General features: G+C 71.7%; 21 protein-coding genes. 10 read left to right on the top strand and 11 right to left on the bottom strand.

What is annotated here, in order from left to right:
- Window position 1: 1 nt before the first annotated feature.
- Complete coding sequence (locus ACIQTP_RS36050; protein WP_402032927.1) at window positions 2–640, bottom strand: HAD family acid phosphatase; 639 nt, start codon at window positions 638–640, stop codon at window positions 2–4.
- A 229-nt stretch (window positions 641–869) separates the two neighbouring features.
- On the opposite strand from ACIQTP_RS36050, the gene ACIQTP_RS36045 reads away from it, so the two are divergent.
- Window positions 870–2,213: an NAD(P)/FAD-dependent oxidoreductase gene (locus ACIQTP_RS36045; RefSeq protein WP_403407913.1), complete on the top strand. Its 1,344-nt coding sequence runs from the start codon at window positions 870–872 to the stop codon at window positions 2,211–2,213.
- A gap of 24 nt (window positions 2,214–2,237) precedes the next feature.
- Here ACIQTP_RS36045 and ACIQTP_RS36040 read toward each other — a convergent pair whose 3' ends face one another.
- Window positions 2,238–2,996: a type 1 glutamine amidotransferase domain-containing protein gene (locus tag ACIQTP_RS36040; RefSeq protein ID WP_403407912.1), complete on the bottom strand. Its 759-nt coding sequence runs from the start codon at window positions 2,994–2,996 to the stop codon at window positions 2,238–2,240.
- Between the two features lie 134 nt (window positions 2,997–3,130).
- On the opposite strand from ACIQTP_RS36040, the gene ACIQTP_RS36035 reads away from it, so the two are divergent.
- Both ACIQTP_RS36035 and ACIQTP_RS36030 read left to right on the top strand, forming a co-directional pair.
- Window positions 3,131–3,961: an SAM-dependent methyltransferase gene (locus tag ACIQTP_RS36035; protein WP_403407910.1), complete on the top strand. Its 831-nt coding sequence runs from the start codon at window positions 3,131–3,133 to the stop codon at window positions 3,959–3,961.
- A gap of 115 nt (window positions 3,962–4,076) precedes the next feature.
- Window positions 4,077–5,459, top strand: a complete 1,383-nt coding sequence (locus tag ACIQTP_RS36030) for a S1 family peptidase (protein ID WP_403407908.1) — start codon at window positions 4,077–4,079, stop codon at window positions 5,457–5,459.
- 90 nt (window positions 5,460–5,549) lie between these two features.
- Here ACIQTP_RS36030 and ACIQTP_RS36025 read toward each other — a convergent pair whose 3' ends face one another.
- The gene (locus ACIQTP_RS36025) at window positions 5,550–5,738 is read right to left on the bottom strand and encodes a hypothetical protein (RefSeq protein WP_402032936.1); all 189 of its coding nucleotides are present in this window, start codon (window positions 5,736–5,738) and stop codon (window positions 5,550–5,552) included.
- 103 nt (window positions 5,739–5,841) lie between these two features.
- The gene (locus tag ACIQTP_RS36020) at window positions 5,842–7,014 is read right to left on the bottom strand and encodes an ROK family protein (protein ID WP_403407906.1); all 1,173 of its coding nucleotides are present in this window, start codon (window positions 7,012–7,014) and stop codon (window positions 5,842–5,844) included.
- Window positions 7,015–7,193: 179 nt separating this feature from the next.
- Here ACIQTP_RS36020 and ACIQTP_RS36015 point away from each other — a divergent pair, with 179 nt between their 5' ends.
- A complete protein-coding gene (locus tag ACIQTP_RS36015; RefSeq protein ID WP_266418182.1) occupies window positions 7,194–8,396 on the top strand; it encodes a Gfo/Idh/MocA family protein in 1,203 nt (400 codons plus the stop codon).
- A gap of 25 nt (window positions 8,397–8,421) precedes the next feature.
- Here ACIQTP_RS36015 and ACIQTP_RS36010 read toward each other — a convergent pair whose 3' ends face one another.
- Window positions 8,422–9,117, bottom strand: coding sequence for a L,D-transpeptidase (locus ACIQTP_RS36010; protein ID WP_075028209.1), 696 nt, complete (start codon window positions 9,115–9,117; stop codon window positions 8,422–8,424).
- 181 nt (window positions 9,118–9,298) lie between these two features.
- Here ACIQTP_RS36010 and ACIQTP_RS36005 point away from each other — a divergent pair, with 181 nt between their 5' ends.
- Complete coding sequence (locus ACIQTP_RS36005; RefSeq protein ID WP_403407904.1) at window positions 9,299–10,717, top strand: pyridoxal phosphate-dependent decarboxylase family protein; 1,419 nt, start codon at window positions 9,299–9,301, stop codon at window positions 10,715–10,717.
- Here the strand turns inward: ACIQTP_RS36005 and ACIQTP_RS36000 are convergent.
- Entirely contained in the window at window positions 10,683–11,459 is a 777-nt protein-coding gene (locus ACIQTP_RS36000) for an SDR family NAD(P)-dependent oxidoreductase (protein WP_403407902.1), read from the bottom strand. The two genes, ACIQTP_RS36005 and ACIQTP_RS36000, sit on opposite strands and share 35 nt — an antisense overlap.
- 18 nt (window positions 11,460–11,477) lie before the next feature.
- Between ACIQTP_RS36000 and ACIQTP_RS35995 the strand changes: the two genes are divergently transcribed.
- Complete coding sequence (locus ACIQTP_RS35995) at window positions 11,478–12,014, top strand: hypothetical protein (RefSeq protein ID WP_403407900.1); 537 nt, start codon at window positions 11,478–11,480, stop codon at window positions 12,012–12,014.
- Window positions 12,015–12,016: 2 nt separating this feature from the next.
- On the opposite strand, the gene ACIQTP_RS35990 is transcribed toward ACIQTP_RS35995, so the two are convergent.
- From ACIQTP_RS35990 to ACIQTP_RS35975, 4 genes are all read right to left on the bottom strand, one after another.
- Complete coding sequence (locus ACIQTP_RS35990) at window positions 12,017–12,931, bottom strand: SDR family oxidoreductase (RefSeq protein WP_403407898.1); 915 nt, start codon at window positions 12,929–12,931, stop codon at window positions 12,017–12,019.
- A gap of 118 nt (window positions 12,932–13,049) precedes the next feature.
- The gene (locus tag ACIQTP_RS35985) at window positions 13,050–13,679 is read right to left on the bottom strand and encodes an MBL fold metallo-hydrolase (RefSeq protein WP_403407896.1); all 630 of its coding nucleotides are present in this window, start codon (window positions 13,677–13,679) and stop codon (window positions 13,050–13,052) included.
- Complete coding sequence (locus ACIQTP_RS35980) at window positions 13,679–14,764, bottom strand: S-(hydroxymethyl)mycothiol dehydrogenase (RefSeq protein WP_403407895.1); 1,086 nt, start codon at window positions 14,762–14,764, stop codon at window positions 13,679–13,681. The genes ACIQTP_RS35985 and ACIQTP_RS35980 overlap by 1 nt, the downstream gene beginning before the upstream one ends.
- A 246-nt stretch (window positions 14,765–15,010) precedes the next feature.
- Entirely contained in the window at window positions 15,011–15,454 is a 444-nt protein-coding gene (locus tag ACIQTP_RS35975; protein ID WP_403407893.1) for a hypothetical protein, read from the bottom strand.
- A gap of 313 nt (window positions 15,455–15,767) precedes the next feature.
- Between ACIQTP_RS35975 and ACIQTP_RS35970 the strand changes: the two genes are divergently transcribed.
- From ACIQTP_RS35970 to ACIQTP_RS35955, 4 genes are all read left to right on the top strand, one after another.
- Window positions 15,768–16,907, top strand: coding sequence for an anion permease (locus tag ACIQTP_RS35970; protein ID WP_403407891.1), 1,140 nt, complete (start codon window positions 15,768–15,770; stop codon window positions 16,905–16,907).
- 40 nt (window positions 16,908–16,947) lie between these two features.
- Window positions 16,948–17,184 carry a hypothetical protein gene (locus ACIQTP_RS35965; protein ID WP_403407889.1) on the top strand — a complete coding sequence of 79 codons (237 nt, stop codon included), beginning with the start codon at window positions 16,948–16,950 and terminating at the stop codon, window positions 17,182–17,184.
- A 134-nt stretch (window positions 17,185–17,318) separates the two neighbouring features.
- The gene (locus tag ACIQTP_RS35960) at window positions 17,319–18,458 is read left to right on the top strand and encodes an SMI1/KNR4 family protein (protein ID WP_403407887.1); all 1,140 of its coding nucleotides are present in this window, start codon (window positions 17,319–17,321) and stop codon (window positions 18,456–18,458) included.
- A gap of 189 nt (window positions 18,459–18,647) precedes the next feature.
- The gene (locus ACIQTP_RS35955; RefSeq protein WP_403407885.1) at window positions 18,648–19,199 is read left to right on the top strand and encodes a hypothetical protein; all 552 of its coding nucleotides are present in this window, start codon (window positions 18,648–18,650) and stop codon (window positions 19,197–19,199) included.
- Between the two features lie 73 nt (window positions 19,200–19,272).
- Here the strand turns inward: ACIQTP_RS35955 and ACIQTP_RS35950 are convergent, their stop codons facing one another.
- Window positions 19,273–19,419: a hypothetical protein gene (locus tag ACIQTP_RS35950; RefSeq protein WP_403407883.1), complete on the bottom strand. Its 147-nt coding sequence runs from the start codon at window positions 19,417–19,419 to the stop codon at window positions 19,273–19,275.
- Window positions 19,420–19,564 lie beyond the last annotated feature (145 nt).

Below are 19,564 nucleotides of genomic sequence, written 5' to 3'. Positions count from 1 at the left end.
GTCAGGACAGCTGGCCGTTGTAGTCCGGCAGCTTGAACGTGCGCTCGGCGTGGCCGCCGACGAGGTCGGAGTCGTTGTTGCCGACATTGGCGATGATCGTGTAGCCCAGCGACTCGATCTCCGCGCGCTTGCTGGTCTTGTAGGCGCTGACCTCGTCGAACAGATCGGGCAGGTCGCGCGTGTAGAGACCGGAGACCGGGTAGCCGACGGTCGTCAGGTTCCACTGCGTCAAGGACGAGATGATGCCCGGGCGTGCGCTGATGAAGAAGATGTCGACGCCGCGGGAGCGCGCGTAGCGGGCGAGGTCGAGCGAGGGCTTGACCGCCGGGGTCGGCAGCTCGTACCACGGGTGGAAGTCCGTCTCCAGCGTGGTGTTGTCGATGTCGAAGACGAGGGCCAGCTTCTGCCCGGCGGCGTTCGCGGTGCGCTGCTCGACGTAGGGCCGCGCCTGGTCGATGACCGCCTTGACGTCGCCCTGCCAGGTGGCGTAGTCGACCGCGGCCGTCGTCGCCGTCGCGCTCACCGCCGTCCGGGCCGGAGCCGCGGCGGCGGTCCCCGCAGCGGTGACCGTCCCCCCGATGCCCAGCGCCACGACCGCCGAGACCGCGCCGATCCGGCGCCCCACACCGCGTCCTGTCATGCTCATCCCCTTTTCATGTAGGAGCGGCGAGGTGCCTCGACCGTCGCCGCTGGACAGATGATCGTGCCTAAGGATGTACAAGAAGGGAAGAGGAAGTTACTGATCGGTAGAAGAACTCGTGGCCGCTGCCCTCCCCTCCGACGCGGGGTGGCATGCGGGGTCATCCCGTGTGAGCCTGGGCTCGCGGGCGGCGGGCCGCGATGTCGGCACACGGAGAGAGGCAGCTGAGATGGACGCACCGAACATCGTGATCGTCGGCGGCGGGTTCGCCGGCGTCGAGTGCGCACGCGGGCTCGAGCACGCACTTCAGCCGGGTGACGCCCGGATCACCCTGGTCAGCCCCACCGACTACCAGCTCTATCTGCCGCTGCTGCCGCACGTCGCGGCCGGTGTCGTCACCCCGCAGTCCGTGGCCCCCTCGCTGCGCCGGATCCTGCGCCGCACGACGTTCCTGCCGGGCGGGGTGATCGGCGTGGATCCCGCGTCCAAGAGGTGCGTCGTACGCAAGATCACGGGGGAGTTCGTCGATCTGTCGTACGACTACTTGCTGCTGACCCCCGGCAGCGTGACCCGCACCTTCGACATCCCCGGTCTCCTCGACGAGGCGCGCGGGATGAAGACGCTCGCCCAGGCGGTGTATCTGCGTGACCATGTGATCGCCCAACTCGACCTGGCCGCGGCCACGTCGGACGAGGACGAGCGGGCGGCGCGACTGCAGTTCGTCGTGGTCGGCGGCGGATACGCGGGCGCCGAGACCGCGGCCTGCCTGCAGCGCCTGACCACCGCCGCGTCGAAACGCTACCACCCGCGCCTGGACCCCGGGCTCATCAAGTGGCACCTGGTGGACGTCGCCCCCAAGCTGCTCCCGGAGCTCGGTGACAAGCTCGGGGCGAGTGCGCTGCGCCTGCTGAGCGAGCGCGGACTGGAGATCTCCCTCAAGACGACCGTCGCCTCGGTCACGGAGGGCAAGATCACCCTCACGGACGGCCGGGTACTGCCGTCACGGACGCTGGTGTGGACCGCCGGTGTCGCGGCGAGTCCGCTGGTCGACTCGCTGGGCGCGGAGACCGTAGCCGGCCGGGTCCTCACCGAGACGGACTTCAAGGTGCCCGGCCTGGACGGGGTGTTCGCGCTGGGCGACGCGGCCGCCGTGCCCGACCTGGCGAGGGCCGACGGTTCGTACTGCGCGCCAACCGCCCAGCACGCCGCCCGGCAGGGCCGGCACGCGGCGAAGAATCTGGCGGCGCTGCTGCGGGGGCAGCCCATGACGCCGTACAAGCACAAGGACCTCGGCCTGGTCGTCGATCTCGGCGGCCACGACGCGGTATCCAAGCCGCTGGGTATCGGTCTCAAGGGCGTGCCCGCGCAGGTCGTGGCCCGTGGATACCACCTGTACGCGCTGCGCACGGGCACGGCCCGGTTCCGTACGGCCGCCAACTGGTTCCTCAACGCGGTCGCGGGCGACGACTTCGTGCGCACCGGCTTCCTCGCCGACCGGAAGGGAACCCTGCGGGAATTCGAGCACACCGACAGGTACCTGACGCCGGAGGAGGTCGCCGCCCGCCTGCGTTAGGCCCGTCCGGCGGACAGGCCCCGGTCATCGCTCGGCGGCGCCGTTCAGCAGGGCGAGGTAGCGGTGGGCGAAGAGGTAGGCGTCGCCCGGCCAGCGGGCCGAGAGGTAGCGGCCGTCCTCGACGACGAACGCGTCCGTGTCGTCGGTGGCGGTGCCGCGCCGGGTCAGGGTGCGGGGGCCGCGTACGAACTGCGTTTCCGGGTCGGCGAGGGCCGATCTGACCTCGTCCTCGACGTACGCGGGATAGGTGCGGTAGTAGCGGCCGAGGCGCCAGGCGGTGGTGAAGTAGGCCGTGCGTTCCATGTATTTGGGCAGGCAGGTCGTACGCCGGTCGGCCAGGACGCCTCGTCCGGTGGTGAGGTCGCGGGCGCGGGCGAGCACCAGGACGCCGTGGCAGATCGCGCCGACGGGCCGCCCGAGGGCCCAGAAGCGGGCGATCCGCTGGTGAAGCGCGGTCGAGCCGAGGTACTGCCGCATGCCGGGTGCGTGTCCGCCGGGCAGCAACAGGCCGTCGTACTCCTCGACGTCGGCCTCGGCCCAGGAGACGGTGGTGGTGAACTCCGGTGCCGCGGCGAGCTGCTCGTAGAACCGCCGGGGTTCCTCGGCGGCGCCCAGTTGTCCGAAGAGCACCCCCGTCAGCAGCCGTGGGTCCGCCGCCGGCCGGGTGCCCGCGCGCTCGGTGGCGAGCACCACCTCGTGCCCCGCATCGGTGAGGATCCGCCAGGGAACAGCCACTTCGGTGACGTCGAAGTCGCGGTCGGGGACCGGCATCAGCACGCGCATGCGCCCATCATGGCAGGCCTCGAGGTTGCCACTGGTGCGTCCGGCAGGAGAGTAACAACTTCCCTTTTCAGCCAGCTTGTTGACGCCTACATTGCCGGTTGACACGTCACAGGAAATGTCCAGGAGCTGATTCCGTGCCCGAGAACCAGGCCGCCTCGGAACTCCCCGCCGAGGGGATGCTCAGCCGGATCATCACAACGCGCCCCCACACGGCCCGGATCTGGAACTACTGGCTCGGCGGCGGCGACTACTACGAGGTCGACCGGGCGGCCGGGGAGCGTATCCGCCAACTGCACCCGGGCATCGGCGACTACGCGCGGGCGGACCGGCTGTTCCTGGGACGCGCCGTACGTCATCTGGTCGCCGAGTGCGGAATACGCCAGTTCCTCGACATAGGCACCGGCCTGCCGACCGCGGACAACACGCACGAGGTCGCGCAGCGGTCCGCCCCGGACGCCCGGATCGTCTACGTCGACAACGACCCGCTGGTCCTGGCGCACGCCCGCGCCCTGCTCACCAGTGCCCCCGAAGGCCGCACCGACCACCTCGACGAGGACCTCCGCAATGTGGACGCCATCCTCGAACGCTCCGCGAGCACGCTGGACTTGAGCGAGCCGGTCGGGTTGATGCTGCTCGGGGTCGTCATCTTCATCGGCGACGACGTGGAGGCGTACGACATCGTGCGCCGGCTGCTGGAGGGGCTGCCCTCGGGGAGCCATCTGGTCCTCTCGCACACGATCACCGGCCCAGCGATGCCGGACGTGGACGCCGCCGTCTCCTACTGGAACCAGCACGGCACACCCTGGATCACCCAGCGCACCCCCGAGGCGATCGCCCGGTTCTTCGACGGACTCGATCTCCTGGAGCCCGGTGTCGTCTCCTGTTCGCGCTGGCGTCCGCAGGCGACGGACGGGGACGAACCGGCCGAAGTGGCCATGTTCGGCGGGGTGGGCCGCAAACCCTGAACCGGAGAACGGCCGGGGGTGAACGCGGGGGCACGGGCGCACGTATGGAAGGAGGGCTCACGACCGGAGCCCCGGCGGCGTCGACGCCGCACCGTACGGCTTCGGGAGCCCATGCATGAGGCACGCACGACGACGGATCGTCCGACGGGGGGCGCGACTCGCGGCCGTCGGCGGGGTCCTCTGCGGAGGGTTGATGGTGACGCACGCCATGGCGAGCGAGCCGTCCGCCGCGTCACGTGCCCCCCAGAGCGCCACCCTGGCCGCCGCGGGCAAGGGTGCGGGCCTGGTGTCGACCCTCGGCACCTCCCGTACGGCGGGCAGTTGGATCGCCGCCGACGGACGCCCCGTGGTCGCGGTGACCGACTCGGCCGCGGCGGCCGAGGTGAAGAAGGCGGGCGCCCGCCCCAAGGTCGTGAGCCACAGCATGGAGGATCTCAAGTCCGTGACGAAGGCGCTGAAGGCGGCGCCACGGGTCGCGGGCACCGCCTGGGCCATGGACTACGTCAACAACGAGGTGGTGGTGCAGGCCGACCGCACCGTCTCCGCCTCCGACTGGTCCCGGATGAAGAAGCTCGCCGCGAGCATGGGCAGTTCGGTCCGCATGGAGCGGACCGAGGGCACGTTCACCACACGGCTCAACGCCGCCCTGCCGATGTTCTCGACCGGCGGGCGCTGTTCGGCGGGCTACAACGTGACCAACGGGCGCAACGAGTTCATCCTGACGGCCGGGCACTGCGGGCCGGCCGGGTCAGTCTGGTTCGGTGACAACCAGGGCACCAAGCAGCTGGGACAGACGGTCACCACGGCGTTCCCCGGCAACGACTTCTCCCTCATCCAGTACAACAACGGCGAGAACGACACCGGGAACAACGTCGTCTCGATCGGAGGCGGCAAGGGCGTCCAGATCATCGGCGCCGCCGATCCGACGGTCGGCCAGCGGGTCTTCCGCAGCGGCAGCACCAGTGGACTCCACGACGGCCAGGTGAAGGCGCTCAACGCGACGGTCAACTACCCCGAGGGCACCGTGACCGGTCTCATCGAGACCAATGTGTGCGCCGAACCGGGCGACAGCGGCGGTCCGTTGTTCTCGGAGGGCATCGCGCTCGGCGTGACCTCGGGGGGCAACGGGGACTGCACCGCGGGCGGTACGACGTTCTTCCAGCCGATCACCAAGGCGCTCACGGCGCTCGGGGTGAAGCTGACCGGCCCGGGGGCAGCCGCCCAGGGCGCGACGGGGGCCACCGCCCAGTCCTCCCCCGCCCCCGCGTCCTCACAGGGCGCGGCCGTCGTGCCGGGATCCGCCGCGCCCGGCTCGGTCCAGGCGGTCGGGTCGGGCGCCTCCGAGCCGCTCCTCGCCCGCCTCACGGACCCGCAGAACATCGGGCCGGGGCTACTGGTCATCGCCGGCAGCATCATCGCGCTGGTCGCCACGCGGTACATCCGTACGGAACAGGAACGCAACCGCTACCGGCGGCAGTACTCGCAGAGTTGGGGCTGAGGCCGGGCGGGGGACGCGGGGACGGGGCGGAGATTCACAACCAGGAGTCACGCCCCGCTCGTCACGGGCCCGCGGGGCGGCCGAGCGGGCTCACGCCGCCTGTGTGGGCGACTGGGGGGCGGCTTGCGCCCACTCCAGGACGAGCCGCTGATACTCCCGCCGCTCCTCCATGCTCAGCGTCCCACCAGCCCGGAACCAGAGGGCCCGGATCTCCTCGTTGACATCGGCGGCGGACCGCACGGAGTCGGTTTCAGGAGTGGTGGACATGGTGTGAAGCATACGGGCCTTGGCGTGAAGGCGATGTGAGTAAAGGTGCACCTTGCGACATTACGGACCGTGAACCTGATCACTTGTCTGACGTGGGATCACCCTCCGCACCTGCTCACCGTCCCTCCCCCGTCCCCAGCACCAGCACCTGAATGGCCAGCACCGCGGCCCCGCGCGCCCAGTCGTGGAAGTCGGAGACCTTCGTCTCCAGATTGACCGGATCGGCCTGGGGATGGCGGTGTGTGAGGATCGTCTCCTCGACGACCGGGCCCGCCACGTCGAGGAGTCCGACGCCCTCTCCGGCGAGCAGGATCTTCTGCGGCATGGCGAAGTTGGCGATCTGCGCGACGAGGGTGCCGAGCGCGCGGGCCGCCTCGTCGAGGACACGGGCCGGCAGCGGGTCACCCGCCGCGGCACGGGCGAGGATCTCCTCGTAGGTCAGGTCCTCGCCGGTGGCGGCCCTGACCTGGTAGCGGATGCTGGGGATGGTCAACAGGGAGATGGCGCTGCCACGTTCCCCATCGGGAGTGAGGGGACCGTACGGGTTCACGATCCAGCGGCGGCCCGCGCCCCGCCCGTCCTCGACGGAGGCGACCCGGGTGCCGCCGAGGACGAGGCCGTAGCCGATCCCGGCGCCGATGGTGAGGACCACGAAGCGGTCGAGTCCGCGGCCGGCGCCGAACCAGGTCTCGGCCTCCACGAGGGCGGCGACGTCGTTCTCGACGACCACCGGCAACCCGGTGCGCAGTTCGACGAGTTCGGCCAGCGGGACGTCCGTCCAGCCGAGGAAGGCCGACTCGGCGACGACCGATCGTCTCTCGACACGGCCGCCGACTCCGATGCCGATGCCGGCCGGTGCGGGAGAGGACCGGGTGAGTTCCTCGGTCATCTCCGCCAGCAGGTCGGCGACTTCGGCCGGGGTGTGGGTGGTCAGCGGGCGGTCATGGCGCGCCACGATGTCGCTGCGCAGGGTGGTGACGACGCCGTAGACCATTTCCCCGGTGATCTTGAATCCGATGAAGGAGCGGGACTCGGCGACGATGTCCAGGGGCTGCGAGGGACGCCCCTGCCGTACCTCCGCGCTCTCCCCCTCCCCCGACTCGGCGGCCTCGATCAGCAGGCCGGACTCGATCAGCGGTTTGGTCAGCCGGGTGAGACTGCCCGGCGACAGGTTCAGACGGCGCGCGATCCCGCTGCGCGACAGCGGCCCGTGCACGAGCACCTCGATCGCCACCGCACGCTCACCCTGACTCAGCGGCAGCCAGCCGGCCTCGGCACGTGTGGTCATGAGGACTCCCACAAGATTTTATTTTGCCTCAGAAGTAACGGCGCCAGTCTATGACATGGAAGTTCGCCGGAAAGGATGTGTACAGGACTCTTGACGCCTTGATTGTTCCGCATCAAAAGTAAATGGGGCCAGGACGAGCCCGACCTGTGAAGTCTCCACCAGTGAAGGATGTTGCTCAGATGACGTTCTCTCTCGGCATCGTCGGCGCCGGCCAGTTCTCCGGCCAGTTCGCGAAGCTGTTCCTCGCCCACCCCGGCGTCGGCGATGTCCACGTCACCGATCTGCTCCCCGAGCGGGCGGACGAACTGGCCGCCGCCGAAGGGCTGTCGGGCACCTTCCCCTCGTACGAGGCGATGCTGGAGTCGAAGGCGGTGGACGCCGTCGCGATCTTCACCCAGCGCTGGACCCACGGGCCGCTGGTGCTCCAGGGACTCCGGGCGGGCAAGCACGTGTACTCCGCGGTGCCGATGGCCATCACCCGGGACGAGATCGCCGCGATCATCGACGCGGTACGGGCGACCGGACTGACGTACATGATGGGCGAGACCAGCCAGTACAACCCGGCGACGGTGCACGCCCGCAACCAGATCGCCGAGGGCGCCTTCGGGCGGCTGTTCTACGCCGAGGGCGACTACGTCCACGACATGGATCTCGGGTTCTACGAGGCGTACCAGTACAGCGGCGGCGAGAACTGGAAGGCGACCGCCAGCTATCCCCCGCTCCTGTACCCGACGCACTCGGTGGGCGGGGTGCTCGGCGCCTGGCGGACGCACGCGGTGAGCGTGTCGGCGATCGGGGTGCGCGACGAGCGCGGGGACGGGGTGTTCGACAAGGAGGTCAGCCAGTTCGGCAATGACTTCTCCAACGCGACCGCGCTGTTCGAGGTGGCGGGCGGCGGCTCGTTCCGTACGAACGAGTTCCGGCGGGTCGGTTATCCCTCACACATCCGGGAGTCCCGTTTCCGGTTCTTCGGGACCGACGCCAGCATGGAGCAGCTCGCGACCGTGAGCTTCTGGCAGGACAAGAAGGGGGTACGGGACATCACGGAACTGCTTGAGCCCAAGCCGACGCTGGCGCCGGACGATCCCTCGCTCCAGCACATCGCGCCGGCGCTGCGGGCCGCGTTCACGTCCGGGTCGGCGCCCGTGCACGACCGGGCGCGGCTCCCCCGGGAGTTCGACCACCTGCACAACGGGCACGAGGGCAGCCACCACTTCCTGGTGGACGACTTCGTGACCGCGGTGAACACCCGGACGCTGCCGTCGGTGAACGCGTGGGTCGCGGCCCGTTACACCCTGCCGGGCATCGTCGCGCACGAGTCCGCGCGGCAGGGCGGGGTCAGGCTGGAGATCCCGGACTTCGGGGACGCGCCCGAGGCGTGAGGTCCCCGGGCGGGGCCGGGTGCCGTCAGGTGCCCGGCTTGCGGCCGTACACGAAGACGTCGTCGCCGTTCTTCAGCAGCGACCAGTACTTCTTGGCCGTGGTCGTGGTCATGTTGACGCAGCCGTGCGAGCCGGGCGGGTTCCACATGCTCAGGCCGACCGAGTGGAAGGCCTGACCGCCGTCGAAGAACTGGCTGTAGGGCATGGGCACGTTGTAGATGTTCGAGACGTGGTCGATGTCCCGCCAGTAGATCTTCTTCAGGCCGGTGCGGGTCTCGTAGCCGTCGCGTCCCGTGCGGACCGGCACCGGACCGTAGACGAGCCTGCTGCCGTCCTGGATCCAGCTGAGCTGGAGCGTCAGGTTGACGCAGGCGATGCGGCCCTTGTTGACGGGACACTTGCCGTCCTTGTTGGGCTTGTTGCCGACGGCCTTCTGCTTGTTCATGAGGTCCATCACGCCCCACGTGACGGACCCGGCGTAGCCCGCGTTCGGGGTGATGCCGTGCTTGGTCTGGAAGGCCTGGATCGCCTTGCAGTCGGCGGTGGACTGCCGGCCGTCGACCGGTCGGCCCAGGAACTTCTCCACCTGCTTCTGGTACGGGCCGGTCTGTGTCGTGCAGCTCGCGGCCTGCGCGGGCGCCGTGCCCAGCGCGAGCGTCAGCGGCGCGACCAGTCCGGTGATGCCCAGAGCGACGGCTCCCCGTCTGCGTATGTCCCCCATGTCAGGCCCTTCTGTCCGCGTGTTTACGGGTGTTTCCCTTGTTCTCCGCCTGCTAGACCCGCGTCGGGGCGCAGGCGTTGTACGGCTGTCCGGTCTGCGACGAAACGGTGACATTGGGAGCAGTCCAGTTACCCCGAATTGGACCAGGCTCCGGGTGCGCCGCCCGACCTAGGCTGCCGCCATGCACCGCACACTCGCCGACGATCTCTCCCGGCTTCCCGAGCTCCTGCAGTCCGCCCGTGACTTCGCCGCCGACGAGGTGGACGGACTCGACGGGCGTCCCGTCGCCCACCCCGGCAAGGCGCCCGACCCGGAGCCCCTGCCCGCCGAGGGGCACGGCGCGCAGGGGGCGCTGAGCCGCTTCGCCGAGCGCTGGGCGCCCGGATTCTCCGGTTCCGCGGGGCCCCGCTACCTCGGTTTCGTCACCGGCGGCGCGACGCCCGCCTCGCTCACCGGGGACTGGCTGACCGGCGCGTACGACCAGAACGTGTCCGGGGGTGGCGGATCGTCGGCGAGCGCGCTGGAGCGGGAGACCGTGGGCTGGCTGCGCGAGCTGTTCGGACTGGGCGAGGCGCACAGCGGGGCGTTCGTGACCGGCGCGAGCGTCTCGAACACGGTCGGTCTGGCGATCGCGCGGGAGTGGCTCGGCGAGCGGCTGGGCGTGTCCGTGTCGCGGGAGGGCGCCGCCGCGCTCGGACCGGTCGATGTCCTGTCCGGCTCCCCGCACTCCAGCGTCGCCAAGGCACTGTCCGTGCTCGGCATCGGCCGGGACCGGCTGCGTACGGTGCCGGTACTGCCGGGGAACCGCGAGGCCGTCGACGTCGAGCGGCTGGCCGCCGACCTCGACGCGCTCGACGGGCGCCCGGCGGTCGTCGTGGCGAACGCCGGAACCGTGAACACCGTCGACTTCGACGATCTGCGGGCCATCGCCGCGCTCAAGGAGCGGTACGACTTCTGGCTGCACGTGGACGCGGCGTTCGGCGGCTTCGCCGCCCTGTCACCGTCGTCCGCGCATCTCGTCGACGGGCTCGACGCGGCCGACTCCGTCTGTGTCGACCTGCACAAGTGGCTCAACGTCCCCTACGACGCGGCCGTGCAGTTCACGCGCCGCCGGGACCTCCAGGTCCGGGTCTTCCACAACGAGTCCCCGTACCTGGGCCTGCCGGCCGGCGACCCCGACTTCCTGCACCTCACGCCGGAGAACTCGCGCCGGCTGAGGGCGCTCCCGGCGTGGTTCTCGCTGATGGCGTACGGACGCGAGGGGCATCGCGAGATCGTCGAGCGGAACAACGCGCTCGCCCGACTGCTGGGCGAACGCATCTCGGACGTACCGGAGTTGCGGCTCCTGGCGCCCGTCCGGCTCAACGTCGTCTGCTTCACCCTCGCCGACGAGCCCACGCGGGAGCGGGTGCACGCGCTGGCGGCGGCGGTCGAGGCCTCGGGCGAGGCCTTCGTGACGCCGACCGTGTACGCGGGGACCCATGGGCTGCGGGCCGCCTTCAGCAACTGGCGTACGACGGAGGCCGACGCCGAGAGGGTGTTCTCCGTCCTGCGGTCGGCCGCCCTCACTGCCGCACCGTGCTCCGGAAACCCGTGTTGACCGCGGTGAGGCCGCCGTCCACGCACAGCGTGGTCCCGGTGATCCATGCCGCGTCCCGGGAGGCGAGGAAGGCGACGGCGGCCGCGATGTCGTCCGGCTCACCGACCCGTCCCAGCGGATAGACCCCCGACGCCTGGGCGAGATCGTCGTCGCGGCCCTCCCACGCCGTGGTGCGGACCGTGCCCGGCGCGACCAGGTTGACCCGCACACCACGGGGGGCCGCGTGCCCCGCGAGGGTGCGGGTGAGGGACATGAGACCCGCCTTGGCCGCGCTGTAGGCGTGGTTGCCGAAGTCCTGGATGCCGTTCACCGAGCCGATGTTGACGATGGCGCCCCGGCCCGAGGCCACCAGGTGCGGGAGGGCCGCGCGGCTGCAGCGGTACGCGCCGGTCAGGGTGAGGTCGAGGTCACGGGCCCACACCTCGTCCGGCTCGTCCTCGAAGAGCGGGGCGTCGGGAGAGCACCCGTACGCGTTGTTGACCAGGACGTCGAGCGAGCCGAAGGAGTCCACGGCGTACGCGACGGCCGCCTCCACCGCCGCCCGGTCCCCCACGTCACACACCAACTCCTCGGCCCGCGCCCCCAGTTCACGGATCGAGGCGGCCGTCTTCTCCGCCTCGGCCGGGTCGACGTCCGTGACGAGCACCCGGGCGCCCTCCTCGGCCAGCCGGCGGGCGGTGGCCGCGCCGATGCCGCGGGCCGCGCCCGTGATCAGAACTCCGTATCCTTCAAAGCGCCTCATGACAGATACCGTGCGCCCATGTCCGCGTTCATACAACAACTTCCGGCACTGATCGGCGTGGTCATCGGTGCGCTCGGCTCGTATCTGGCGATCGTGCGAGGCGATCGGGCCCGCTTCCGCCGGGAGCGGACGGCCCGGTGGGAGGAACGGCGGCTCGCGGTGTACGCCGACTACGCGCGGGCGCTGAAGAAGAGCGTCACTCTGACCTACCGGGTGGCGTCCTATCTGGGCAACGACCCGCACCCGCACCCCTTGTCCCCGGACGAGGCCGCTCCGCTGCTGGCCGAGGCCACCCTCGCGCGGGATCCGTCCGGGGAGACGCTGATCCTCCTGGGCAGTCCCGAGGTGGTGGAGCGGGCCCGGGCGTGGGTGGTCAGGGTGATGGAGATGGAGCAGTTCCTGCGTGAGGGGACGCGTGACCCGCAGGCGTGGCAGGCCCTGTTGGAGCGGCAGCGCGCCGGGCGCGAGGGCTACTACGCGGCCGTACGGGACGATCTGGCGCTGCCCCCGGGCCACTCCGCGCGCTGGCCCCTGCAGCCGGTGCAGCACACCTGATCTCAGCGATACCCCGTCACATCCGCCGGCCTGCCCGCGTCCTGGACCTCGACGAGATAGCGCCAGGCGTCCGGCCTGCTGCCGTCGCGGTCGGTGAAGCCGTACTCCTGGGCGAGCCGCCCGCTGGAGAGCGAGCGGCCGTTCCAGCGCGCGACCTCCGGGTCGGCGGCCAGCGCCGCCACGGCACGGCCGACGTAGAAGGGCGTCTCGGAGATGGCGAAGTGCGGGACGCGCTCCAGGGCGTCCCGCCAGTTCTCCTCGCTGACGTCGAAGGTGTCGAGCATCATCTCCGAGCGCAGCCAGCCGGGGGTGAGCGCGAGAGCGGTGGCGCCGTGCGGGCCGAGTTCGTGGCCGAGGGAGAACGCCATGCGCAGGACGGAGGCCTTGGCCAGGTCGTAGAAGAAGGAGACGCGGTAGGTGTCCCGGTTGTACTCGGCGGTGCCGTCCGTCATCTCGACGACGAGGCCGCCGGGGGTGCGCAGCAGCAGGGGCAGTGCGTGGTGGCTGGTGATCGCGTGCGTCTCGACGGCCCGGCGCAGCAGCCCGAGGCCCTGGTCGAGGTCGGATTCCCAGAGCGGGGTGTCCCACTCGAAGTGTTTCTCGCCGCCCCAGACGTCGTTGACGAGGAGGTCGAGGCGGCCCTGGTCGTGCGCGATGCGGGCGACCAGGGCCTCGACCCCGGCGGGGACCAGATGGTCGGTGGGCACCGCGATGCCGGCGCCTCCGGCCGCGGTGACCAGGTCCGCCGTGTCCTCGATCGTCTCGGGGCGGTCGTACTCGGAGCGCCGTTCGCGCGTGCTGCGTCCGGTGACGTAGACGGTGGCGCCGGCCGCGCCGAGTTCCACCGCGATCCCTCGGCCCGCTCCGCGGGTCGCGCCCGCGACCAGCGCGACCCTGCCGTCCAACGGCCCTGCCATGTCCGACCTCCGTGCTCGTGGTGTGCACGGGCCGCCTTCGCCCGTGTGTCCCCACGAGAGTCCCGCGCAAGCCGGACATCTCCTGTCGTGATTCGCTGGTGTGTCGCGGTGGTCCCGCTCAGTGGCCGCGCGCGATCCACTCCTCCAGATGCGGGGCCTCGGCACCGATCGTGGTCGAGTCCCCGTGCCCGGTGCGGACGACCGTATCGGCCGGCAGGGTGAGCAGGCGCTCGCGGATCGACTCGACGATCGTCGGAAAGTGGGAGAAGGAGCGCCCGGTGGCTCCGGGGCCACCCTGGAAGAGCGTGTCACCGGTGAAGACGGTGCCCAGGCCCGGGTCGTAGAGGCAGACCGCGCCCGGGGCGTGGCCGGGCGTGTGCAGGACGGTCAGGTCCGCGCCGGCCGCCTCGATCACCTGTCCGTCCTGCAGCCAGGCGTCGGGGAGCCGGTCGGGGTGGGTCTGCTTCCACAGCTGCAGATCGTCGGGGTGGAGCCAGATCGTGGCGCCGGTGCGCTCGGCGAGGGCGGGCGCGGCGTCGATGTGGTCGTTGTGGGCGTGGGTGCACACGATGGCCAGCAGCCGCCGGTCGCCCACCGCCTCGGCGATGGCGTCGGCGTCGTGCGCGGCGTCGATCACGATCGCCTCGTGGTCGTCGCCGACGATCCACACGTTGTTCTCGACGTCCCACGTGCCGCCGTCGAGCGAGAACGTGCCCGAGGTGACGAGGTGCTCGATCCGGGCGCTCATCACAGCACCACCACCGAACGCAGCACGTCACCCTGGTGCATCCGCTCGAAGGCGGGCTCGATCTCGTCGAGGGCGATCGTCTCGGTCACGAACGCGTCCAGGTCAAGTCGCCCCTGGAGGTGCAGGTCGATGAGCATCGGGAAGTCGCGGGAGGGCAGGCAGTCGCCGTACCAGGACGACTTGAGGGCGCCGCCGCGTCCGAAGACGTCGAGGAGCGGCAGTTCGAGCTTCATCTCGGGGGTGGGTACGCCGACGAGGACGACCGTGCCGGCGAGGTCGCGGGCGTAGAAGGCCTGCTTGTACGTCTCCGGGCGGCCGACCGCGTCGATGACGACGTCGGCCCCGAAGCCGCCGGTGAGTCCCTGGATCGCCTCGACGGGGTCGGTCGAGGTGGAGTTGACGGTGTGGGTCGCGCCGAGCTTCGAGGCGGTGGTGAGCTTCCGGTCGTCGATGTCGACGGCGATGATCTTCGCGGCGCCGGCCAGCCGGGCTCCGGCGATCGCCGCGTTGCCGACGCCACCGCAGCCGATGACGGCGACGGAGTCGCCGCGGCCGACGTTGCCGGTGTTGATGGCGGCGCCGATGCCCGCCATCACCCCGCAGCCGAGCAGCCCGGCGACCGCCGGGGAGACCGCGGGGTCGACCTTGGTGCACTGCCCGGCGGCGACCAGGGTCTTCTCCGCGAAGGCGCCGATGCCCAGGGCCGGGGACAGTTCGGTGCCGTCCTTGAGCGTCATCTTCTGCTTGGCGTTGTGTGTGTTGAAGCAGTACCAGGGCCGCCCGCGCAGACAGGCCCGGCACTGCCCGCACACCGCACGCCAGTTGAGGACGACGAAGTCGCCGGGAGCCACGTCCGTGACGCCGTCGCCGACCGACTCCACGATCCCGGCCGCCTCGTGACCCAGCAGGAAGGGGAAGTCGTCGTTGATGCCGCCCTGCTTGTAGTGCAGGTCGGTGTGGCAGACCCCGCATGCCTGGATCTTCACCACGGCCTCTCCCGGCCCAGGATCCGGCACGACGATGGTCTCGACGCGCACCGGCTCGTTCTTGCCCGGGGCGATCACGCCACGTACTTCCTGCGCCATGGTGGTGAACCCTTTCGTAGATCGACGTTCGTCAACCGACCCTACGGTGTGACCCGCCGGTAACCGACCGGGGGAACGTCAGGTGGCGTGCGGCCGCCTCGGCCCAGATGGGGCGGGCGGCCGGCTTCCGGCCAAGGGCGGCGCGTACCGTCCGAGGTGAGGGCGTGGCCGAGCGCGGTGGCGAAGGCCTCCGGCGTATCGGCGAAGCGGGCGTCGGACCCGAAGACCTCATGCGGGACGGGCAGATCACGCGGCGACGAGCGACGGCAGAGCGGCCTCCGGTACGCCGCCGAGGACGACCGGCTCGATGCCGGGTCCGGCGGCCCGCGCCTCCCACCTCGCCCGGTATTCGCGGTAGTCGAAGAGGTTCTCGCCGCTCGCGATCACCGGCCGCGCATCGGGACGCGCGGCGCGCAGCACGGCGTACGCCTCGATGAGGTCGAGGGAGCCCTTGCGCGGCTCGATCCCGCCGACGGTCAGGACGTACGGGCCGAGGCGAACGCGCCAGGCGGCGCGGGCCGGCTCGGCGTTGGACCGGCGGGACACGTGGATGTGCGCCCGGTCGCCGTGGGCCACCGCGTCCAGCACCGGCGGCCCCGCCTCGTCGGGGTGGCCGGGGACGCGCACGGTCCGGTCGGGGCGTGAGGTGAACCGCGCCAGTTCCTCCGGGGCGCCGTAGCCGACGAGCACGGTGCCACGTGGTGGAGATGCCTTGCCCTGGAGATCGGGCAGGGCGGCGACGGACCCGCGGTGATCGAAGCCATCGGCGTGCGGGCATGTCGGCCGAGGACATGCTCAAGGCGGCCGAACTCGCGCTGATCGGGAGGGCGGCGGGGCCGCGCCCGGCGACCGGTCGTCGGCGGCCGCGTGGGCGGGCGCCGGGGCCGACATGAGCCGGGCCCCCGGTCGCGGGCCCGGGAGGAGCCGCCTAGCGTGGAAGGCGTCCGGGCGGGGGACGGCACGGCGGACGTGGGGGCCGCGTCCTGTCTTCGGAGGTCCCCCCGTGGGTACCGTCTCGTTCCTCCTCGTCGTGGTCGTCGTGACGGCCCTGGCCTTCGACTTCACCAACGGGTTCCACGACACGGCCAACTCGATGGCGACGTCGATCGCCACCGGGGCCCTGAGACCGCGCGTGGCCGTCGCCGTCGCGGGAGCGCTGAATCTGGCGGGCGCGTTCCTGTCCACGGCGGTCGCCAGAACCATCTCCGGCGGCATCGTGGACGACGCCAAGGTGTCCCTGGTGATGATCTTCGCCGGGCTGGTCGGCGCTCTCCTGTGGAACCTGCTGACGTGGCTCGCCGGGCTGCCGTCGAGTTCGTCGCACGCGCTGTTCGGCGGGCTGATCGGCGCGGTGTGGGTCGGCGCCGGCGCATCCGCGGTGCAGTTCGGAGCGATCGTCGAGAAGATCCTGATCCCCGCCGTCGTCTCGCCGCTCGTCGCCTGTGTCGTGGCTCTGCTGGCGACCTACTTCGCGTACGTCATCACCCGCCGGACGGCCCCCGACCAGGCGCGGCGCGGATTCCGCCGGGGGCAGGTCGGTTCGGCCTCGCTGGTGGCGCTGGCCCACGGCACCAACGACGCGCAGAAGACCATGGGTGTCATCACCCTGGCCCTCATCTCCACCGGGGCGCTCGCCCACGACTCCGGGCCGCCCTGGTGGGTGGTACTCATCTCCGGGATGGCGATCGCCCTCGGTACGTACACGGGTGGGTGGCGCATCATCCGCACCATGGGCAAGGGGCTCACCGACATCGAGGCGCCGCAGGGCTTCGCGGCCGAGACCAGCGCGACGGCCGTGATTCTCGCCTCCTCCCACATGGGGTTCCCCCTGTCGACCACGCAGGTGTGCACCGGCAGCATCCTGGGCGCGGGCCTGGGCCGCAGGCTGGCCCAGGTGCGGTGGGGCGTGGCCGGGCGCATCGCGCTGTCCTGGCTGCTCACGCTGCCCGCGGCGGCGGCCGTCGGCGGCGCGGCGGCCTGGACCGCCGGCCACGGCACCGCGGGTGTGGCCCTGGTGGCCGCCGTCGCGGCCGCGGCGGCGGCCGGCTTCTGGGCCCTGTCGCGCCACCGCCCCGTGACCCCGGACAACGTCAACGAACTGCCCGCCCGGCCGGCCCAGCGCGTGGAGCAGCCAGCGGCGTGAGAGCGGGCCGGCCCGTCCGGCGGCGAAAGGAGGAGTGGCGATGGACATCCAGTGGGCCACCCTCGCCGGCGTGTGCGGTGTGAGCCTCGGGATCACGCTGCTCACGGTCGTGCTGTTCTCCCTCGGTATCGCCGCCTGGCCCCGTGGCGACGGCGGTGGCGACGGCGCAGGACGCGCGTGCGGCACCCACCGGACGGCCACCGCGGCAGCGGTGCTGTGCTTCGGCGCGTGCCTGGCGGTCGCCGTCTACGGGCTCACCCTGATCATCGGCGGCTGACGTCCGTCGCGCCCGAGGCACCCGCTCACGCCGGACCCGGTCGTCCGGCGCTCCAGGCCCCCGGCCTGCCCCGCGGACCCGAACTGCCTGACACGGCGGGGGCGTTGTCAGTGGCGGCTGGCAGGATCGCCGACATGACAGACCCCATGGACGACTGGCGGTCCTTCCTGGTGCGCTGGAGCCAGGAACGGGCAGACGCACAGGACCCCGGAGCCCCGGCGGGCGAGCGACACGTGCGCGACGAGGAGCCTCTGCGTACGCGCTGGCTGGGCTTCCCGCCCGCGTCCGAGGAGCGCGTCCGCGCCCTGGAGGAGCGGCTCGGGCACCGGCTGCCGCCCTCGTACCGGACGTTTCTGGCGGTGAGCGACGGCCGGCGGCACGCGGGCGGCTTCGTCTGGCTGCTCGCCGGTACCGACGCGGTGCGCCGACACGAGGACGCGGCGGGCCTGGCCGAGTACTTTCCCGGGGATCTGGACGACGACCCCACGCCCGAGGACGTGTTGCTCGCCGGGATGTGGGAGCGGGCGCTGGAGCCGGACGTGGAGTCGGACGCGGTCTACGCGCTGCTGGACCCGGGGGATGTGGACGACGCCGGTGAGTGGGCGGTGTACTGCTACGCGTCGTGGCACGCGAGTCCTCCGCAACGGTACGCGTCGTTCGGCGCGTTCGTGGAGGCGATGTACCGCGAGTTCCACAGCCTGCGGGTGAGCCGCTCGGAGCGTGCGGGGGCGGAGTTCGTCAACGCGACGACGAGGGCCTTGGACGCGTCCGTCGAAGCCGCGCGGCTGGACGCGCTGCGCGGGAGGTACGAGCGGGCCTCGGCGCCCCTCGCGGAGGCGATCGCGTACGGCAGGCCCCGGGCGACAGGGCTGCGCGACCAGATCCGCCGGCTGCTCGGGGAGACGTACATGGTGTATTTCCACGGGCTCACGGCCGACCCGCTGTACGCGCCCGAGTTTCTGGCCGTGCCGGCGGACGAGGCCGTGCGGCACCACCGGGACCGCCCGTTGTCGGCCCGCCACCTGGGGGCGCCTTTGACGGGATGCGCGAGACGGCGGAAGAGATCCTGCGGCAGGTGGGTGACGGCACCTTCCGCTACACCGCCGAAGACCCCTTCGGCCGTGCCGGGGCGAAGGCGCGGGAGCCGGCGCGCTGGGGCGACGGGGACGCGGCTTGGCACACCCTGCGCGCCGCACTGCCCGAGTGGCGGCCGGTCGGCCCCGAGCACCTGGCGCCGGTCGGCCTGTGCGCCGACCCGCCCCTCGGCCCCCTGATCACCCCGGAGCGGGGCCGGGAACCGCCGGCCACGCCCCGGGTCGGACAGCGGGGCGACGCGCCCGCTCCGGCGGCCGACCTGGACCCGCCGGGTCCGGCGTGGCTGGCGGAGGGCGATCCCGGCAACTTCCTGGTGTCGTACCGCTTCGTCCTCGTGGAGTCGGTGGAGCCGGCCGAACTGCCCGGCCGTGTCGGTTGACCCCGGCAACGCCGTGCTGAACGCGCCGATGACCTTGTGGGACGCGCGCACGCGTTTCCCCCGCAACCGGACCGTGACGTGGGAGGACGAGGCGCTGGCCGCCGTCGGCCGGGCGTGCCCCGGCTGGAGCTTCGCCTTCGAGCCGCGGCCGGGCGGGAGCTTCGACGAGCGGCGGTTCGTCTCCCCGGGCGTTGCCGCTTCCCGGGGCACCCGTGCGGTGACGGTGAGGAGCGAGCCGGCCCGCACCCACCGTCCCGGTGTCTTCCATCTGTCCGTCACGGAGAACGGCGAGGAGCGGTACGCGTTCACCGTCCGGGGGACCTCGGTCAGCAGACGGGGGTCCGCGCCGGCCACATTGGACCCGGACCGTCTCTTCCCGCAGGACGACCCGCACACCGAGCGGCTGGGCGAGCGCCGTGCCCTGGAGGCCCTGGCCGCCGAGTTCGGCGTCCGGCTGCCGCGGTTCGCCCTCGAACGCGGACGTCTCCACAGTTTCCGGACCCGGCCCTGGACCCGGCCGCCGGGCCCCGGCGAGGGCTAACTGACGCTGGGCGTGGTCCGCGCACGGCCCTGACGACACACGGCGGCGCGACGGAGGATGCCGGTCCGTGAAGTCACGGGGCGGGTCGCGCGCGGCCACGGTTGAGGCGGTGGGCAAGGGCGACGGTGAGGGAGTTGCCGGTGCCCCGGGCAGTGTCGAGGATGCGGGCGCGGTGACCGGCGCCGACGACGGCCGTACGGGGAGCGGGAGTTCGGCCCATGGAGGGGGTCCTTTCCGGCCTCCGCGCGGGGAGTCCCAGGTGACCCGATTCTTGTCCTGCGCGGGCGCACTTCCCTGGCACAGGCAACCCACAGGTCCCGTTTCGCTTCCTTCGAGGCGCGAGGGGTTCCCGGTACCGACGGGAC

The organism is Streptomyces sp. NPDC090798 (assembly GCF_044768965.1).
Lineage (GTDB): Bacteria > Actinomycetota > Actinomycetes > Streptomycetales > Streptomycetaceae > Streptomyces.
Note: the sequence above shows the minus strand (reverse complement) of the source record. Positions and strands in the feature narration are given on the sequence as shown.

What these genes read in the sequence shown, in the direction of transcription:
- ACIQTP_RS35960 (WP_403407887.1), top strand. Translation starts at nt 17,319, where the DNA reads ATGACAGACCCCATGGACGACTGGCGGTCCTTCCTGGTGCGCTGGAGC.
- ACIQTP_RS36040 (WP_403407912.1), bottom strand. Translation starts at nt 2,996, where the DNA reads ATGCGCGTGCTGATGCCGGTCCCCGACCGCGACTTCGACGTCACCGAA.
- ACIQTP_RS36050 (WP_402032927.1), bottom strand. Translation starts at nt 640, where the DNA reads ATGACAGGACGCGGTGTGGGGCGCCGGATCGGCGCGGTCTCGGCGGTC.
- ACIQTP_RS35995 (WP_403407900.1), top strand. Translation starts at nt 11,478, where the DNA reads ATGTCCGCGTTCATACAACAACTTCCGGCACTGATCGGCGTGGTCATC.
- ACIQTP_RS36025 (WP_402032936.1), bottom strand. Translation starts at nt 5,738, where the DNA reads ATGCTTCACACCATGTCCACCACTCCTGAAACCGACTCCGTGCGGTCC.
- ACIQTP_RS36045 (WP_403407913.1), top strand. Translation starts at nt 870, where the DNA reads ATGGACGCACCGAACATCGTGATCGTCGGCGGCGGGTTCGCCGGCGTC.
- ACIQTP_RS35990 (WP_403407898.1), bottom strand. Translation starts at nt 12,931, where the DNA reads ATGGCAGGGCCGTTGGACGGCAGGGTCGCGCTGGTCGCGGGCGCGACC.
- ACIQTP_RS36020 (WP_403407906.1), bottom strand. Translation starts at nt 7,014, where the DNA reads ATGACCACACGTGCCGAGGCCGGCTGGCTGCCGCTGAGTCAGGGTGAG.
- ACIQTP_RS36030 (WP_403407908.1), top strand. Translation starts at nt 4,077, where the DNA reads ATGAGGCACGCACGACGACGGATCGTCCGACGGGGGGCGCGACTCGCG.
- ACIQTP_RS35985 (WP_403407896.1), bottom strand. Translation starts at nt 13,679, where the DNA reads ATGAGCGCCCGGATCGAGCACCTCGTCACCTCGGGCACGTTCTCGCTC.
- ACIQTP_RS35965 (WP_403407889.1), top strand. Translation starts at nt 16,948, where the DNA reads ATGGACATCCAGTGGGCCACCCTCGCCGGCGTGTGCGGTGTGAGCCTC.
- ACIQTP_RS36015 (WP_266418182.1), top strand. Translation starts at nt 7,194, where the DNA reads ATGACGTTCTCTCTCGGCATCGTCGGCGCCGGCCAGTTCTCCGGCCAG.
- ACIQTP_RS36000 (WP_403407902.1), bottom strand. Translation starts at nt 11,459, where the DNA reads ATGAGGCGCTTTGAAGGATACGGAGTTCTGATCACGGGCGCGGCCCGC.
- ACIQTP_RS36010 (WP_075028209.1), bottom strand. Translation starts at nt 9,117, where the DNA reads ATGGGGGACATACGCAGACGGGGAGCCGTCGCTCTGGGCATCACCGGA.
- ACIQTP_RS35950 (WP_403407883.1), bottom strand. Translation starts at nt 19,419, where the DNA reads ATGGGCCGAACTCCCGCTCCCCGTACGGCCGTCGTCGGCGCCGGTCAC.
- ACIQTP_RS36005 (WP_403407904.1), top strand. Translation starts at nt 9,299, where the DNA reads ATGCACCGCACACTCGCCGACGATCTCTCCCGGCTTCCCGAGCTCCTG.
- ACIQTP_RS35980 (WP_403407895.1), bottom strand. Translation starts at nt 14,764, where the DNA reads ATGGCGCAGGAAGTACGTGGCGTGATCGCCCCGGGCAAGAACGAGCCG.